The sequence below is a fragment of the Pseudomonas sp. LBUM1679 genome, from assembly GCF_059695565.1.
In genome coordinates, this window is the sequence record NZ_CP166774.1 from 3,759,393 (window position 1) to 3,777,083 (window position 17,691).

Here is a 17,691-nt window from a genome sequence, read left to right on the forward strand (position 1 = left end):
GGCCGCCTTCGCTGGCAAGCCAGCTCCTACAGGGGGTGGGGGGTGTCTGGACATTCAGGCCAATACCGAGCACATCTCAATCACCGAGCAATCCACGTGAAAGGGTCCGAAAAACCCGCCCTGGCGCTTGATCGGCGGATTGCCAGCCAGCAGTCCCAAGGCCTTCGCGGTCTCGATGTTGCGAGCAAGATTGTGATTGGCTTCGATGGCCCGCGCCACCGACCCCGCCGAACCCTGGCCGATCCCCAGCAAGGAAGCGCCATTGGTCATGAACGCCAGGAAGGCGATGACCCCAAGTCTGTAGCCTTTCATGCTCCGGCGATCCCCGCGATCAGCGCCTGATCGACCGTCGCATGTTGCGCACGGTGTTCAAACTGGATGCCGGGATGAGCGACTTGAATCGGCGCTTCAAGGGTTTGACGCGACTGAGGCGAAAGGCTGAACACCAGGACCATGGCCAGGTAAAGACCGATCGCCACATAGACGCCGCGTTTGGCAGAAGTGAGGATTGCGCTGGCCATGATGGTTCTCCGCAGACATGTTTCGATGCCCACAGAATCGATCAAAAAAGCCGTGATAACCATTCAGGGTTATCCATAGTAAACATCAGCTTCGTTGATCATTAAGCCTGTCTATTTCGGTCTTCGATAAAAGCTATCAAGCGCGCGCGTGCAGCTTCCAGCGCTTCTTCATGGGCTGGGCCGGCGCAAGAATGGTGGATTGAAAATGGAAAATGCTGCTGCCGTAAACGCGTTATGCAGGAGCGACATCACTTCATGGCCTCTCGACGTGGGCGGTCGATTGGCAAGTGACTTCGCTCCTGCATAAAGTGTGCAGGGCTGGAGGTTCAGTGTTGGCTTTTGTGATCCAGGGCGGCGTAGAAATTGGCGCTCTGTTGCAGGTATTTCTGGGTGTAGCTCTGGGCGTGGGATTTTTTGTCGCTGATTTCAATGTTGGCGCTGGCTGGCAGCGCCACGGTGGCTGAGATAGCGGATGCGGCGATCACAGAGAAGAGATTGAAGTTCATGGCGGTAGTCCTCGAAGTCAGTTGGCTTGCTTGCCCGGTGGGGCCGTGGAGCAAACTTAACCTTCGAGGTTGGCGCCTTGAAATCTTTTGTAGCAGTAGCAGATATCAGCGTCATTAATACAAGGATGCAGGCCCCATCAACCGGGGCCTGCGGCCTATTGACGCACCAGAAACTTTAGGTCGCTCGGGGCATCCATCGGCAGTTTCTGTACGGTTTTGCCCAGCAGACCAGTCTTGGCATCGCGCTCGACGACGACAATCTGGTTGCTCTTCTGGTTGGCGATCAACAGGAACTTGCCGCTCGGATCGAGGCTGAACTCGCGCGGATGATCGCCTTCCACCGAGCGGCGCTGCAGCTCCTTGAGGTGGCCGGTCGCAGGGTCAATGGCGAACACCAGCAACTGATTGGCAGTGCCACGGTTGCTGACGTAGAGGAACTTGCCATCGGCCGAGGCATGTAGCGCCGCCGCTGCCTTGTCCGACACTGGCTGGCCCGCCGCCAGGTCGACCATTTGCGTCTGTTCCAGCTGACCGTCCCGGTAATCGAACACCGCCACCTGCGCGCTCATTTCCATGGTCAACCACGCATGTTTGCCATCAGCGCTGAATAGCAGGTGCCGTGGCCCGCTGCCGGGTGGCAACTGGACCGAGGCCGGTTTGGCCGCGGTCAATGGCAGGTCCGGATTGGCCTTGGGGTCGAAGCGATAGACAAAAATCCGGTCCGCCCCCAGGTCATTGGAAAACACGTAGCGGCCGTCTGGGGATGAGACAGCCGAATGCACATGGGCCGACATCTGCCGCTCGGGATTGACCCGGCTGGAAGGGTGACTGCTCATTTGCACCACGGGCTGGAGCTTGCCGTCGGCATCCACCGGCAACACCGCCAGGGTGCCGCCCGGATCTTCGGCCACCGAATAATTGCTGACCAGCAGGTGACTGGCTTCAACGGTGAGGCTCGAGTGCGTCGGCTCGTTGCCCAGGCTCTGCACCTGATTGATCAGGCTCAGCTCATGGGTCTTGGGATCGATCGCATAACTGCTGACGCGTCCTACCGGATCCGTCTGCCCCGGACCGTTTTCGTTGACCACGAACAATCGGCGTTGATCCCTGGACAGGGTCAGCCAGGACGGGTTTTCGCTGTTGACCACTTGCAGGGGTTTGTTGTCGATCTGCCCGGTGGAACTGTCGAACTTCAGGCGATAAATCCCTTGGCTCTGGCCAGCGGTGTAAGAACCGACCAGCAACTGATACTCATCAGCCGTCGCCGTCTGAACGCCCATCGCGCCAACGCTGCCGGCGATCAACAGCGGCCAGAGATTACGCATTTTCATGCTTTTCGTCCTCGTCGTCACCACCACCGAACGCATCCATCAGTACCAGCCGATGCTCGCCGGAATCACCGGTGATGAGCCAGCTTTGCAGAGTGGGATCGAAGGTCGCAGCGTTGATCTGGGCCATGCTGAACGCCCAGCGCTTTGCCGCTCGGCCGTCCATGCATTCGATGTGCAGGTTGTCGTCTTCATCGAGGGAGAAATCAAAGGCGTGCAGCCCGTCGATTTCCAGCATGTCGCAGTGTTCGAGGGCGTTGAGCAAGGTGTCGGTTACGGCAGTCATGGCAGTCGATCTTTGAATGGGAAAGACGCAATGATAGCTCAATGTGGGGGCGGCTCAGTGCCGCTCACAAAACTCCCCCACAACGCCGCCCCCCTGTAGGAGCTGGCTTGCCAGCGAAAGCGGTGGGTCAGTCGACATATTTATCACTGAACGGACGCCTTCGCTGGCAAGCCAGCTCCTACAGGGGTTTTGTACTGGGCACAGTATTCGTGCACGGCAGCGATACCTGTGGGAGCGAGCCTGCTCGCGAAGACGGTGGCACATTCAGCATCCATGTGACTGATACACCGCTTTCGCTGGCAAGCCAGCTCTTACAGGGGTTGTGTTTAGCCGTTAGAGGGTGTCGCGGGTTGGTTGGCCGTCCACCAGGCGCTGGATGCCCAGCGGATTGGCATTCTGCAACGCCGCCGGCAGCAAACTGTCCGGGTAGTTCTGGAAACACACCGGCCGCAGGAAGCGATCGATCGCCAAGGTACCCACCGACGTTCCGCGCGCATCGGACGTCGCCGGATACGGCCCGCCATGGACCATCGAATCGCAGACCTCCACACCGGTCGGATAACCGTTGAGCAGGATCCGCCCGACTTTCTGCTCCAGCAACGCCGTCAGCTCGCCGAACTGCGTGAAGTCCTCCGGTTCGCCAATGATGGTCGCCGTCAGTTGCCCATGCAGCCCGTTCAACGCGGCACTCAGTTGCGCCTGATCCGCGACTTCGACGAACACCGTGGTCGGCCCGAACACTTCCTCCTGCAGCACTTCATCGCCATCGAGCAACAGGCTGACCTGCGCCTTGAACAGTTGCGGCTGCGCCTGATTCCCCGCCTGCGGGCTGCCGGCCAGGTGTTCGATGCCGGGATGCGCGAGGAGTTTTTGCAGGCCCTTGCCATAACTGTTCAAGGTGCCGGCGTTGAGCATGGTCTGCGCCGGCTGATCGGCCATCAACCCCGCCACCTGCTGCACGAAGGTGCTGAACTGCGGCGAACGAATCCCGATCACCAGACCCGGATTGGTGCAGAACTGCCCGCAACCCTGTACCACCGAAGCGCTCAGGTCTCGGGCCATGCTTTCAGCGCGCGCGGCCAGGGCCTGGGGCAGCACGATCACCGGGTTGATGCTCGACATTTCGGCAAACACCGGGATCGGCTGGGGACGGGCCGCGGCCATGTCGCACAACGCCCGGCCGCCCTTGAGCGAGCCGGTGAAGCCGACCGCCTGGATCGCCGGATGCTTGACCAGCGCTTCGCCGACCCCGGCGCCGTAGATCATGTTGAACACGCCCGCCGGCATCGCGGTTTTTTCCGCGGCGCGCAGGATCGCATCGGCGACCCGTTCGGCCGTGGCCATGTGCCCGCTGTGGGCCTTGAACACCACCGGGCAACCGGCGGCCAATGCCGAAGCGGTGTCACCGCCGGCCGTGGAAAAGGCCAGGGGGAAATTGCTCGCGCCAAACACCGCTACCGGTCCGAGGCCGATGCGGTACTGGCGCAGATCGGGACGCGGCAACGGCTTGCGTTCCGGCAAGCCCTGATCGATCCGGGCACCGTAGAAATCACCGCGACGCAGCACCTTGGCGAACAAGCGCATCTGGCCGCTGGTGCGACCGCGTTCGCCTTGAATGCGCCCGGCGGGCAACGCGGTTTCGCGGCAGACCAGGGCAACGAACTCATCGCCCAGCGCATCGAGTTCATCGGCGATGGCGTCGAGAAACTGTGCCCGGCGCTCGGCACTCAGGCTGCGATAGGCCGGGAAAGCGGCGGCGGCAGCCTTGGCGGCGGCGTCGACTTCTTCCAGGGTGGCCTGGTGGAAATCGTGGGGCAAGGCTTCGCCGGTGCTGGCGTCGACGCTGTTGACGATGACAGTGCCGGCAGCGCTGCGCTGGCCGCCGATGTAGTTGTGACCAAGAATCCGGGTCATGTAACTCTCCTTAAAGGGTGCCGACGGTGCCGGGCTCGAACGCCGCTTCGACGGGTTTGATGCCGTTGATCAACGGCGCGCCGAACTCGGCCTGGCTGATCTCGAATACGTCACCCGGTCGGGTGCGAATGCCGTCGGCGAAAGACAGGGTCGCGGTGCCGAAGAAGTGAATGTGCACATCCCCCGGACGCAGGAACTGGCCGTATTTGAAATGGTGGTACTCGAGGTTCTCCAGGCTGTGGCACATGTTGGCTTCGCCGCTGAGAAACTCGTCCTGCCACAGCACCTCGCCGTCGCGCAGGATGCGGCTGGTGCCTGCCAGATGTTGAGGCAGTTCACCGACCCGAAGCTCCGGGCCATAACTGCAACTGCGCAACTTTGAATGGGCCAGGTACAGGTAATTCTTGCGCTCCATCACGTGATCGGAGAATTCGTTGCCGACGGCAAAACCCAGGCGCCAGGGTTTGCCGTCCTGGCCGATGACGTACAGGCCACTGAGTTCAGGTTCTTCACCGGCATCCTCGGCAAAGGGTGGCAGCGCAAATGGTTGGCCCGGACGCACGACAATACTGCCGTCGCCCTTGTAGAACCATTCCGGTTGCACACCGGCCTGCCCCGCCGCTGGTTTACCGCCCTCCACGCCCCATTTGAAGATGCGCAGGGTGTCGGTCATCGCGGCTTCATCGCCGGCCTGCTGATGCATCTTGTCCCGCGCCGAGGCACTGCCCAGATGGGTCAACCCGGTGCCGCTGATCAGCATGTGCGCCGGGTCCGGGTGATCCAGCGGCGGCAGGATACGCAACTTCGCCAGCAGCTCGGCATAGTCATGGCTGATGCCCAGGCCCAGGGTTTTCACCTGCTGTTCGAGATTGACGCCGGCCTCGATCGCCGCCAAAGCCAGATCACGCACCGTGCGCGCATCGTGTACCTCGCGCACCAGACCGTCCTCGACCACGCCGACCCGGCGCTCACCGTTACTCAATTCGAACTGAACCAAACGCATGGTTTTTCTCCTGTAAACAAAACTTCAATACAACGCAAATCCCTGTAGGAGCTGGCTTGCCAGCGAAGGCGGCCTGACATTCAACATTGATGTCGACTGACCCACCGTTTTCGCTGGCAAGCCAGATCCTACAGGTCCGTGTGGGTGGGTCAGGTACGGCTCGCCCCCCGGGCACTGGCCGCAAACCGGTCAGCCGGCAACACATGCTTGCGCTCCAGCACGCGATAGACCACGCCGGTCAGGATCAGGCCGAACACCATCACACCGGACAGGAAGTACAACCCAGACGCGAGATTCCCGGTGTATTCCTTCAGCGCACCGATCACGAACGGCCCGATGTAGCCACCCAGGTTACCGACCGAATTGATCAAGGCGATCCCGGCCGCCGCACTGGCGCCGGCAAAGAAACGACCCGGCAACGTCCAGAACACCGCCGTGCAGGAAAACAGCGCGAATGCCACCAGGCACAGCGCGGCCAGTTGCAGTACCGGTACCGTCAGCCAGGCGCTGAGGAACAGACCGATGGCGCCCAACACGTAAAGCACGGCCAGGTGACCATAGCGATCATTCAAGCGATCGGAACTGCGCGGAATGATCAGCAAACCGATGATCCCGAAGATGTAGGGCACCGACGACACGAAGCCAGTCACCAGATCGGTGCCGCCGAATTGCTTGATCAAGGTCGGCAGCCACAAACCCAAGCCATAGATGCTCAGGGTCACCGGCAGATAAAACAGCGCCAGCAGCAACACGCGTTTGTCCTTGAGCGCATGCAGCGGATTGCCGTGGCGGGTCTGGCCGTACTCCTCAAGATCCTTTTTCAGCTCGCCAGTCAGCCAGTCCTTCTCGGCCTGATCCATCCATTTCACTTGCTTGGGGCCATCGGGCAGCCAACGCAGCACGGGCCAGGTCAACAGGATCGCCGGCGTGCCGATGACGATGAACAGCCACTGCCAGCCGTGCAGACCCAGGATGCCGTCCATGCCGAGCAAGCCGCCGGATACCGGGCCGGTGATCAACATGGCGATGGGTTGGGACAGGATGAACAACCCGAGGATCTTGCCGCGATGGCGAACCGGAAACCATTGGGTGATGTAGTAGAGAACGCCCGGAAAGAACCCGGCTTCGGCCGCGCCGAGCAGGAAACGCATCACATAGAAGCTGTGCGGCCCCTGGACGAAGGCCATGCCGATGGTGATGGCGCCCCAGGTGATCATGATTCGCGCAAACCAGCGTCGTGCGCCGAAACGCTCGAGCATCAGGTTGCTGGGGATTTCCAGCAGGAAGTAACCAATGAAGAACAGCCCGGCACCCAGACCGTAGGCGGCATCACCGATGCCGAGATCGGCGCCCATGTGCAGCTTGGCGAAACCTACGGCGGAGCGATCCACATAGGCGATCAGGTACAGCAGGATCAGGAAGGGAATCAGTTTCAGTGTGATGCGACGAATAAGCCGCAGTTCCTGGCTCATGAGATCGGTCTCCGATTGTTGTTGTTATAGAACCTCGGGGGACGCCTCTCGCGGAAAACCGCCAGGGCCATCCCTCCGTTGAAAGCGACTATATAGTAATACTATTTAACCAACAACACTTCCAAACAGGCGAATTTGAGCTTATGTTAGGCGTCACCTGCAACATTATAGTCATACAATAAGAGAATCGATCATGTCTGATAAGCAACCCACCCTGCGCTCCGCCCAATGGTTTGGCACCGCCGACAAGAACGGCTTCATGTACCGCAGCTGGATGAAGAATCAGGGCATCGCCGACCACCAGTTCCACGGCAAGCCGATCATCGGCATCTGCAACACCTGGTCGGAACTGACCCCGTGCAACGCGCACTTCCGCCAGATTGCGGAGCACGTCAAGCGCGGGGTGATCGAGGCCGGGGGCTTCCCGGTGGAATTTCCGGTGTTCTCCAACGGTGAATCGAACCTGCGTCCCACCGCCATGCTCACCCGCAACCTGGCGAGCATGGATGTCGAGGAAGCGATTCGCGGCAACCCGATCGATGGCGTAGTGCTGCTGACCGGTTGCGACAAGACCACCCCGGCACTGCTGATGGGCGCGGCCAGTTGCGACGTGCCGGCGATCGTCGTCACGGGCGGGCCGATGCTCAATGGCAAGCACAAGGGTCAGGACATTGGCTCGGGCACTGTGGTCTGGCAGCTCAGCGAGCAGGTGAAAGCCGGCACCATCACCATTGACGATTTCCTCGCGGCCGAGGGCGGCATGTCTCGCTCGGCGGGCACTTGCAACACCATGGGCACGGCCTCGACCATGGCTTGCATGGCGGAAGCGCTGGGCACTTCCCTGCCCCACAACGCGGCGATTCCGGCCGTCGATGCCCGTCGTTATGTGCTGGCGCACATGTCCGGCATGCGCGCGGTGGAGATGGTGCGCGAAGATTTGAGACTGTCGAAGATCCTGACCAGGGAAGCGTTCGAAAACGCCATTCGCGTGAACGCGGCCATCGGCGGTTCGACCAATGCGGTGATCCACCTGAAGGCGATTGCCGGGCGCATCGGCGTAGAACTGGATCTGGATGACTGGACGCGCATCGGTCGCGGCGTGCCGACCATTGTCGACCTGCAACCTTCCGGACGTTTCCTGATGGAAGAGTTCTACTACGCCGGTGGTCTGCCTGCCGTACTGCGCCGCCTCGGTGAAGCCAACCTGATACCCAACCCGAACGCGTTGACCGTCAATGGCAAAACCCTCGGCGAGAACACCAGGGACGCGCCGATCTACGGCCAGGACGAAGTGATCCGCACCCTCGACAATCCGATCCGCGCCGACGGCGGCATCTGTGTGTTGCGCGGCAACCTGGCGCCACTGGGTGCGGTGCTCAAACCGTCCGCCGCCAGCGCCGAACTGATGCAACATCGTGGCCGTGCGGTGGTGTTCGAGAACTTCGACATGTACAAGGCGCGGATCAACGATCCGGAACTGGACGTCGATGCCAACTCGATTCTGGTGATGAAAAACTGTGGGCCGAAGGGTTATCCGGGCATGGCCGAAGTCGGCAACATGGGCTTGCCGGCCAAGTTGCTGGCTCAGGGGGTGACCGACATGGTGCGTATTTCCGATGCGCGCATGAGCGGCACGGCGTACGGCACCGTAGTCTTGCATGTGGCCCCGGAAGCGGCGGCCGGTGGACCTTTGGCAACGGTGAAGGAAGGTGACTGGATCGAGCTCGATTGCGCCAACGGCCGTCTGCACCTGGACATCCCGGACGCCGAGCTGGCAGCGCGCATGGCCGATCTGCAACCGCCGCAGCAATTGATCGTGGGCGGTTATCGTCAGCTGTACATTGACCATGTGCTGCAGGCGGACCAGGGTTGCGATTTCGACTTCCTGGTCGGTTGCCGCGGATCCGAAGTCCCGCGCCACTCTCACTAACCCCATTGCCCCCCTGTAGGAGCTGGCTTGCCAGCGAAGGGGCCATCACATTCAACACATAATGTGTTGGCTGTCAGATCGCCTTCGCTGGCAAGCCAGCTCCTACAGGGGATGGTGTGTCAGTCACAGTGATGTCGACTGTCACACCAGCGCGAGCAAGCTTGCTCCTACAGCGACCGTCCGCGCCACGCCTGTTATCATGCGCCGCACCTCCATCGCTCAGGATCGCGCCGTTCCCCATGGATTACCGCAAACCCTCCGACCGCAAAAGCATGCACTCGCGCATCGTCCAGGAACTGGGCATGCAGATCGTCTCGGGACGCTTCCAGCCAGACGACAAACTGCCCGCCGAAGCCCTGTTGTGCGAAGAGTACGCCGTCAGCCGGCCGGTGCTGCGCGAAGCCACCCGGGTGTTGGTCGCCAAGGGCCTGGTGTATTCCCGGCCGCGAGTCGGCACGGTGGTCAAGCCGCGCAAGGAATGGCACATGCTCGACCCGGACGTGCTGCACTGGTTGATGCAAAGCAGTCCGCAAAATCAATTCTTCGATCTGCTGACCAGTGTGCGCAGCATCATCGAGCCGGCCGCCGCCGCCCTCGCTGCGCAGCACGCCACGGACGAAGACATCGCCGCCATCGGCGAAGCCTACCAACGCATGGAAACCGCACCGACTCCCGAAGCCTTGTTGCAACCGGACCTGGACTTCCACAGCCGAATCGCCGACGCAACGCACAACGATTTACTGGCGAACCTGTGCAACATGCTCTCGGTAGCCATTGCCGAAGCGTTGAAGCACTCCAATCAACGCCCCAATCTGCATGAGTTGGCGCTGCCGCGGCACAAGGCGATCCTCACCGCGATCGAGAATCGTGATGCGCTGGGCGCGCGGCATGCGACATTGGTGCAGCTGGATGATGCGCGCAGTGCGCTGAATGTGGTGCTGGGCACAGATCCCTCATAATCACCATTTGAACCCTGTGGGATTGGTACAAATTCGAGATGTAAAAAAGCCGCAACCCTGGTTGCGGCTTTTTATTTTCAGCTACCGATCAGTGAGCAAACAGCGAATTGCCCTTCTGCCCCGCCAGCTTTTCCGGCTTGATCAGGAACCGCGCCAGCGCTGGCAGCAGCCACAGCGCACCGAACATGTTCCACAGCAGCATGAAGGTCAGCATCAGGCCCATGTCGGCCTGGAACTTGATCGCCGAGAAGATCCAGGTGCACACGCCGATCGCCAGGCACAGGCCGGTGAACAACACGGCTTTACCGGTGGATTTCAGCGTCTGGTAGTACGCCTCTTGCAACGGCAAGCCGGCACGCAGGAAGCTTTCCAGGCGGCTGTAGATATAGATGCCGTAGTCCACGCCAATCCCCACTCCCAGTGCCACCACCGGCAAGGTTGCCACCTTCACGCCGATGCCCATGAACGCCATCAGCGCGTTGCCAAGTACCGAGGTCAGGACCAGCGGTAGCACGATGCACAAGGTCGCCGCCCAGGAACGGAAGGTGATCATGCACATGGTCGCGACGCAGATGTACACCAGAATCAGGATGGTCAGCTCGGATTCCTTGATCACCTCGTTGGTGGCCGCCTCGATCCCGGCGTTACCGGCCGCGAGGATGAATTCCAGGCCGTCCTTGTTATTCTCCTTGGCGAACTCCTGCACCGCATGCACCGCGCGGTCCAGTGTTTCAGCCTTGTGGTCGTTGAGGAACACCAGCACTGGCGCCAGCGAGCAACTGTTGTTGTACAGGCCATCTGCACGTGCGATGGAGTTGTTCAACACATCCGGGTTACGCGACAGGGTTTCCCATTTCAGGTTGCCCTCGTTCATCCCTTTGATCATCTGCTTGGACACGGTCACCAGCGAGATCGCCGACTGCACGCCCTCGGTGTTCTGCATCTTCCACATCAGCTCGTCGATCGGCGCCATGGCCTCGTAACGCGAGCAGCCTTCGGACTTGGTCTTGACCATCACCACCAATACGTCGGAGCTGGTGGAGTAGTTGCTGATGATGAAGTTGTTGTCCTGGTTGTAGCGCGAGTCCGGACGCAGTTCCGGCGCACCTTGGTCGAGGTCACCGATTTTCAGGTTCTGGCTGTACCAGAGGCCACCACCGAAGGCGATCAGTGCCAGGGCAATGGAGACCGGGGCGACTTTCGGGCTGGCAAAGTTCGACAGCAGGCGCCAGAACGGGTGTTCGCGATGCGCGTCTTTCTTGCTGCGTTCGACCGCGCGTTTGCTGATGCCGACGTAGGAAATCGCCACCGGCAGCAGGATCAGGTTAGTGAAGACAATCACCGCGACGCCGATGGACGCGCCGATCGCCAGTTCACGGATCACCCCTATATCGATGATCAGCAGCGTGATGAAACCCACCGCATCCGCAAGGATCGCAATCATCCCCGGCAGGAACAGTTGGCGGAAGGTACGGCGCGCCGCAGTCAGGGCGTTGTCCGCTTCGCTGGACTGCAAGGCGATACCGTTGATCTTCTGCACGCCGTGGGAAATACCGATGGCGAAGATCAGGAACGGCACCAGCATCGAGTACGGGTCCAGCCCGAAGCCGAAGAAGTGCATCAGGCCGAGCTGCCAGACCACGGCCACCAGCGTCGTACTCAACACCGCCACGGTGCTGCGCATGCAGTTGGTGAACCAGTAGAGCAGGATCAGGGTGATGACGAAGGCCACGCCGAAGAACATCACCACCATGACCAGGCCATCGATCAGGTCGCCGACTTTCTTGGCAAAACCGACGATGTGGATCTGCACGTTGGGGTTCTGGGCTTCGAACTTGTCGCGGATCTTTTCTTCCAGCTCGTGGGAGAACTTGCGGTAATCCAGTGCCAGCAGCGTGCCCTGGTCCTGCGGGTCCGGGTAGGACTCCAGCAGCGGGATGTCGACGATGCTCGACTTGAAGTCGTTGGCCACCAGGCGCCCGACCTGCCCGGACTTGAGCACGTTGTTGCGCAGCAGGTCGAGGCTTTGCTGGGAACCGTTGTAGCTCTGGGGAATCACTTCACCACCGGCGAAACCCTCCTCCGTCACTTCGGTCCAGCGCACGCTCGGACTCCACAGCGACTTGAGGCCGGAACGGTCGACGCCGGAGATGTAGAACACCTCGTCGTTGATCTGACGCAGGGTCTCCATGTACTCCTTGGAGAAGATGTCGCCATCGGTGGCTTCCACCGAGATCCGCACGGTGTTGCCCAGGTTTGCCAGATCGTTGCGGTGCTCCATCATCTTTTGAATGAACGGATGATCGAGCGGGATCATTTTTTCGAAACTGGTGGACGGCCGGATCAGCGTCGCCTGCCAGAACAGGAACACACTGACCAGCAGGCAGATGAAGATCACTGCCGGGCGGTTGTTGAAAATCAGGCGCTCGAGAAACGTCGCCTTGTCTTGATGATGACTGCTCAAGGATGTCATAGACCCGCCTTCTTATTATGTGCCCGGCTCATTTGGACGACCCGTTTTTGCCATTCTCTGCGCCGGCGCCGGTTGGCGAGGTGACGCGAACGCCGCCCTGTCCTGCCAGAATCAGATTGCCGTTGCCCGCCGCAGTGACTGCCGAAACGGAAATGCGATCCGGGCGATTGAACACGCTGAAGGTTTCGCCGTTGTCGTTGCTGCGGATCACCGAACCGCCATTGCCGACGATCACGATGGAACCGTCGTCGAGCAGCGTGGCGCCGGACAGGCCGAACTCGAGCGCGCCGCGAGCAGCCTGCAACTCGACCTGTTCCCAGGTGCTGCCGAAATCCGTGGAGCGATACAGATTGCCCCGCAACCCGTAGGCCAGCAGGGTGTTGGCCTGAGCGGTGCCGATCACACCGAACAACGAGCCTTCATAGGGGCCTTCAAGTTTCTCCCAGGTCTGGCCACCATCGGCAGAGCGGAACATGCTGCCCTGCTCGCCGACGATGAACAGCCCGGCATCCTTGACCGCTGCGATGGCGTTGAGGTGGAACTGGTCTTCGTTGTCCAGGCGGTCGCTGACGTCTTCCCAATGCTGGCCACCGTCGGTGGTTGCCATCAAGGCACCGTAGGCACCCACGGCAAAGCCGCTGTCGACGTCCTTGAACCAGACATCGAGCAGCGGCGATTCGCGTTTGAGGTCTTCGAATTGTTTGGTCCAGGTGACGCCGCCATCTTCGCTGGCGAGGATCTGCGCGTCATGACCAACGGCCCAGCCGTGTTTGTCGTCGACGAAAAATACCGAGGTCAGCAGTTGCCGGGTGGGCACCTTGGCCTGGGTCCAGGTCGCACCCTGGTCATCGGAATACAGGATATGCCCGCGATCCCCGACCACCACCAGTCGAGAGCCTGCGTGCACGACGTCGAGCATCAGGCTTTTGCTGGCCTTGGCGGATTCAACGGAATAAACCACATCGGACGCTGGCGCCGCAGCGGCCAGCACGGGTGCCGACAGCACGGCACAGCCCAACAGCGAGAGCGCTGTAGCCAGCAACGCGAATTTGCGCAGTGCCGGCGGGCGGCAGATACCCACACCCATGACAGGCTCACTCATAGACCTTCCCCCATTATTATTGTTAGGTCGTTCAACCTTTCTGGGCGCCGCAAGGGGTGCATCGGGATTGCCTGTTCTGGAGCATAGTCCTGAAACCCGCAATCCAGAGCCCCTTCGGAAGCTGGCTTATCCTATCGGGGTTTGGAAAGGTCTGACAATCGACGCCACGTTATGTTTTGTTAACCAGGGGGGTATGGGGGGAGGATGAATGATGGGGTATCAGGTGGGGTGATTGGGGATTGGCCCGGTTTTGGGGCATGACATCGATCACCTGTAGGAGCTGGCTTGCCAGCGAAGGCGTCCGTTCAGTGATAGATATATCGACTGACCCACCGCTTTCGCTGGCAAGCCAGCTCCTACAGGTGTCCGGTGAACACCTGCGGGAGATCAGCCGGAATCAGGCCAGGCTTTTGCTGACCACTTCAAACACATCGCTGGACAATTGACCCGAAGCACGAATCCGCTCCAGCTCACCTTTCATCAACGCCTGGCGCGCAGCGTCGTATTTGCGCCAGCGCGTCAGCGGCGCCAATTGCCGGGAGGCGATCTGCGGGTTGAACCCATCCAGTTCGATCACCAGATCCGTCAGGAACCGGTACCCGGAACCGTCCGCCGCATGGAAGTTGATCAGGTTCTGCCCGGCAAACGCGCCGACCAGTGCCCGTACCTTGTTCGGGTTCTTGATGTTGAACGCAGGATGCTGCATCAACTGGCGAACCCGCTCCAGACCGCCCGGCAAGGTACTGCCGGCCTGAACGCTGAACCACTGATCCATGACCAGCGGATTGTCCTTGAAGTGCTCGGCAAAACTGGCCAGGGCCGCCGCCTTCTGCTCCTCGAACGGCGAATTCACCAGCACCGCCAACGCGGTCAGGCGCTCGGTCATGTTGTCGCTGGTCTCGAACTGCTCGAGCGTCGCTGCCAACACTTCCGGCTTGCCGCTGAGCATCAGGTACGACAGCGCAATGTTCTGCAACGCGCGACGCGCGAAGTGCTCGGCCTCGGCGACATAAGGGGTTTGCTTGGAGAGATCGCGATTAGCCTGATAACGCAGCCACAAGGCCTCGAACAAACCTTCAGCCAATTGTTTGCGAGCAAACTCGCGAGCGATGTGGATGGCGTCGACGTCAGCCACTTCGCTGATCTCGGTCAAATACGCTTCGCCCGGCAGCGAGAGCATTTCCGCGACCATCGCCTGGTCCAGCGTCCTGTCCGACAGCACCGTGCGCAAGGCAGCAATCAAACGCTGGTCGAGCACCAGCTTCTCGCCCTTCTGATGATCGGCGATCAGCTCCTGCAAGACCTGAACCGACAATTGCTGACCGGCATCCCAGCGATTGAAGCCGTCGCTGTCATGCTGCATCAAAAACATCAGCTGGTCGCGGTCGTACGGGAAGCTCAGCTTCACCGGGGCCGAGAAGCCGCGCAGCAACGAAGGCAGTGGTTTTTCAGCGATGTCGATGAAGGTGAACGTCTGCTCGGCCTCGGTCACCGACAGCACGCGCGAGGTCGCGCCAGCCGTGGCTTCACCGTGCAGACGCAGGGCAATCTCACCGCCCTTGCTGTCCAGCAGGCCCAGTTCGACCGGAATCACGAACGGCAGTTTTTCAACCTTGTCCGGGGTTTGCGGGCAGCTCTGACGGAAGGTCAGGCTGTAGGTTTTCGCTGCTGCGTCGTAGGACTCGCTCACCGCCAACCGCGGTGTGCCGGCCTGGCTGTACCAGCGCTTGAACTGGGTCAGGTCGACCCCGTTGGCGTCTTCCATCGCCTTGATGAAGTCGTCGCAGGTCACCGCCTGGCCGTCATGGCGTTCGAAGTACAGGTCGCTGCCTTTGCGGAAACCTTCGGCCCCGAGCAAGGTGTGGATCATGCCGACCACTTCCGAACCCTTTTCGTACACGGTCAGGGTGTAGAAGTTGGAAATTTCGATGAAGGCGTCCGGGCGTACAGCGTGGGCCATCGGGCCGGCGTCTTCGGCGAACTGGTGGGTCCGCAGGTAAGCCACGTCCTGAATGCGCTTGACCGTCGCCGAGTTCATGTCGGCGGAGAAACCCGAATCACGGAACACGGTGAAGCCTTCCTTCAGCGACAGCTGGAACCAGTCGCGGCAGGTCACACGGTTACCCGACCAGTTATGGAAGTATTCGTGGGCAACGATCGCCTCGACACGCTGGTGCGCAGCGTCGGTCGCTGTTTCGGCGCGGGCCAGCACGGCGCTGGAGTTGAAGATGTTGAGGCCCTTGTTCTCCATGGCGCCCATGTTGAAATCATTGACCGCGACGATCATGAAGATGTCCAGGTCGTACTCGCGACCGTAGACCTCTTCGTCCCAGCGCATAGACTTCTTCAGGCTGTTCATGGCGTGCTGGCACTTGTCGATGTTTTCCGGCTCGACATAGATACGCAGCGCCACGGAGCGCTCGGTCATGGTGGTGAAGGTGTCTTCGACGCACCACAGATCACCGGCCACCAGCGCGAACAGATAAGCCGGCTTCTTGAACGGGTCTTCCCAGGTCGCCCAGTGCCGACCGTCTTCGCCGGGCCCCGAGGCAATCGGGTTGCCGTTGGACAGCAGCACCGGATAGCTGTGCTGCTCGGCGACCACCGTGGTGGTGAACTTGCTCATTACGTCCGGGCGGTCGAGGTAATAAGTGATCTTGCGAAAGCCTTCGGCCTCGCACTGGGTGCAGAACATCGTGCCGGACTTGTACAGGCCTTCCAGCGCGGTGTTGGTTTCCGGATGGATCCTGACGCTGGTGTCGACCGTGAAGGTGGTGCTGGTCGGCTGCAGGGTCAGGTGCTGCTCTGTTAACTGATAGTCGGTCAGCTGGTAATCAGCGTCGCCCAACTCGCGATCGGCCAGCGTCACCGACAGCAGTTCGAGCTGCTGGCCGTCCAGCACCAGCGGCGGCAAGCCCGGGCCGCGTTCAGGATTGCGGCGCATCACCAGTTGCGCATGGACCAGGCTGTGGTCCTCGAACAACTCGAAGGTCAGGTGCGTCTCGTCGATCAGGTACTCGGGGGCCTGATAGTCCTTCAGGTAGATCATCTTCGGTTGTTCGGTGCGCATGCTGGAGTCCTTACTGATGCACGGCGAGCTGATAGGCCGTGTACTTGCGAATATTGATCACGCCGGTGTCGAAAATCAGGTATTGGCCCTTGATCCCCAACAGCGTGCCTTCGGCAATCGGGTTCTTGTCCAGGTTGAAGCTGACAATCTTCACCGGGTATTGCTCGATCGGATAGCGGATTTCGAGCGGTTCGACATCGGCAATGGTCTGGATTGCCTGCAGGCCGAATCGTTCCTGCAAACCTTGCAAACCGTCGGCACAGCTTTCAAACAGCTGATCGCGAACCTGGGCCAGGTCGACCGACATCGCGTCGCCCTTGAGTAAAGCACGCCAGTTGGTCTTGTCCGCCACCTGGCTGCGAAACAGGTCTTCGACGAAGCCCGACTGCTGACGGGTCGAGACGCGCATGATCGGCAAGGCCTGGCTGGCACCCTGATCGATCCAGCGAGTCGGCAACTGGGTCGCGCGGGTAATGCCGACCTTCACCCCCGACGAGTTGGACAGGTACACGATGTGATCGGTCATGCAGAACTGCTCGCCCCACGCCGGCTCCCGGCAGGTGCCGGCGTCGTAGTGGCAACGCTCCGGGCTCATGATGCACAGGTCGCACTGCGCCAGTTTGGTCATGCACGGGTAGCAGTAACCCTGGCTGAAACTGGTTTTGGTCTTGCGTCCGCAATGGGAGCAAAAGATCGCCCCCAGGTATTCCAGGCGCACCGTGGTGCCGATCAAGGGATTGACCGGTACCTCGAGGTCGTCCAGACGAAACGCGTATTGCACGTTCGGCCCGTCCAGGCGCGCCGACATTTTGCTGATTGCACCGCGGCCGATCTCGATCAATGGACGGCATCCGACTTGAACAGGATATTGGGTACGGTGATCGACTTGGAGCTGCATTCCTGCACGCCCATGTAACCGGTGCGCTGGTCCTCGGGCAGGTTCTGGATCTCCCAGGCGATCATCGCTTGCAGCGACAGTTCGCGCTGTTCGGCGGTGAGTTTGCCACCGTCGGACCATTTGCCGATTTCCACCGCCAGTTTCAGGCTCTGGTAGATATCGGGGGTAATGTTGTTGATCATTTCGTTAAAAGAGGACATCAGGTCTCCACGCTCTTTAATACATAACT

The 17,691-nt window shown here is 60.5% G+C and carries 15 protein-coding genes; 2 read left to right on the forward strand and 13 right to left on the reverse strand.

Translation table 11 applies throughout. The features are described 5' to 3' along the window. Positions 1-54: 54 nt before the first annotated feature. The 8 genes from ACA062_RS17015 to ACA062_RS17050 form a co-directional block, all read right to left on the reverse strand. On the reverse strand, positions 55-312 hold the full coding sequence (locus ACA062_RS17015; protein ID WP_497452145.1) for a hypothetical protein: 258 nt from the start codon (positions 310-312) through the stop codon (positions 55-57). Next, positions 309-521 carry a hypothetical protein gene (locus ACA062_RS17020; RefSeq protein WP_497452146.1) on the reverse strand — a complete coding sequence of 71 codons (213 nt, stop codon included), beginning with the start codon at positions 519-521 and terminating at the stop codon, positions 309-311. The genes ACA062_RS17015 and ACA062_RS17020 overlap by 4 nt, the downstream gene beginning before the upstream one ends. A 326-nt stretch (positions 522-847) precedes the next feature. Next, complete coding sequence (locus tag ACA062_RS17025; protein ID WP_497452147.1) at positions 848-1,027, reverse strand: hypothetical protein; 180 nt, start codon at positions 1,025-1,027, stop codon at positions 848-850. 155 nt (positions 1,028-1,182) lie between these two features. Next, positions 1,183-2,352 (reverse strand): lactonase family protein, encoded by a 1,170-nt coding sequence (locus ACA062_RS17030; RefSeq protein WP_497457437.1) that lies wholly within the window; start codon positions 2,350-2,352, stop codon positions 1,183-1,185. Beyond that, the gene (locus ACA062_RS17035; protein WP_497452148.1) at positions 2,345-2,641 is read right to left on the reverse strand and encodes a DUF5629 family protein; all 297 of its coding nucleotides are present in this window, start codon (positions 2,639-2,641) and stop codon (positions 2,345-2,347) included. The genes ACA062_RS17030 and ACA062_RS17035 overlap by 8 nt, the downstream gene beginning before the upstream one ends. Before the next feature lie 333 nt (positions 2,642-2,974). After that, the gene (locus tag ACA062_RS17040) at positions 2,975-4,555 is read right to left on the reverse strand and encodes an aldehyde dehydrogenase (NADP(+)) (RefSeq protein ID WP_497452149.1); all 1,581 of its coding nucleotides are present in this window, start codon (positions 4,553-4,555) and stop codon (positions 2,975-2,977) included. Between the two features lie 10 nt (positions 4,556-4,565). Further along, positions 4,566-5,558 carry an AraD1 family protein gene (gene araD1 / locus ACA062_RS17045; RefSeq protein WP_497452150.1) on the reverse strand — a complete coding sequence of 331 codons (993 nt, stop codon included), beginning with the start codon at positions 5,556-5,558 and terminating at the stop codon, positions 4,566-4,568. A 149-nt stretch (positions 5,559-5,707) separates the two neighbouring features. Continuing rightward, the gene (locus ACA062_RS17050; RefSeq protein ID WP_497452151.1) at positions 5,708-7,030 is read right to left on the reverse strand and encodes an MFS transporter; all 1,323 of its coding nucleotides are present in this window, start codon (positions 7,028-7,030) and stop codon (positions 5,708-5,710) included. A 193-nt stretch (positions 7,031-7,223) separates the two neighbouring features. Between ACA062_RS17050 and ACA062_RS17055 the strand changes: the two genes are divergently transcribed. Both ACA062_RS17055 and ACA062_RS17060 read left to right on the forward strand, forming a co-directional pair. After that, complete coding sequence (locus ACA062_RS17055; RefSeq protein WP_497452152.1) at positions 7,224-8,960, forward strand: IlvD/Edd family dehydratase; 1,737 nt, start codon at positions 7,224-7,226, stop codon at positions 8,958-8,960. Between the two features lie 239 nt (positions 8,961-9,199). Beyond that, on the forward strand, positions 9,200-9,919 hold the full coding sequence (locus tag ACA062_RS17060; protein WP_497452153.1) for a FadR/GntR family transcriptional regulator: 720 nt from the start codon (positions 9,200-9,202) through the stop codon (positions 9,917-9,919). An 88-nt stretch (positions 9,920-10,007) separates the two neighbouring features. Here ACA062_RS17060 and ACA062_RS17065 read toward each other — a convergent pair whose 3' ends face one another. From ACA062_RS17065 to ACA062_RS17085, 5 genes are all read right to left on the reverse strand, one after another. After that, positions 10,008-12,392, reverse strand: coding sequence for an efflux RND transporter permease subunit (locus ACA062_RS17065; RefSeq protein ID WP_497452154.1), 2,385 nt, complete (start codon positions 12,390-12,392; stop codon positions 10,008-10,010). 28 nt (positions 12,393-12,420) lie between these two features. Further along, entirely contained in the window at positions 12,421-13,494 is a 1,074-nt protein-coding gene (locus ACA062_RS17070; RefSeq protein WP_497452155.1) for a WD40/YVTN/BNR-like repeat-containing protein, read from the reverse strand. Between the two features lie 397 nt (positions 13,495-13,891). Further along, entirely contained in the window at positions 13,892-16,564 is a 2,673-nt protein-coding gene (pepN, locus tag ACA062_RS17075; protein WP_497452156.1) for an aminopeptidase N, read from the reverse strand. A 10-nt stretch (positions 16,565-16,574) separates the two neighbouring features. After that, the gene (locus ACA062_RS17080) at positions 16,575-17,405 is read right to left on the reverse strand and encodes a DUF2797 domain-containing protein (protein WP_497452157.1); all 831 of its coding nucleotides are present in this window, start codon (positions 17,403-17,405) and stop codon (positions 16,575-16,577) included. After that, entirely contained in the window at positions 17,402-17,662 is a 261-nt protein-coding gene (locus tag ACA062_RS17085) for a YeaC family protein (protein WP_497452158.1), read from the reverse strand. Before ACA062_RS17085 ends, ACA062_RS17080 begins: the two co-directional genes overlap by 4 nt. Between the last annotated feature and the right edge of the window lie 29 nt (positions 17,663-17,691).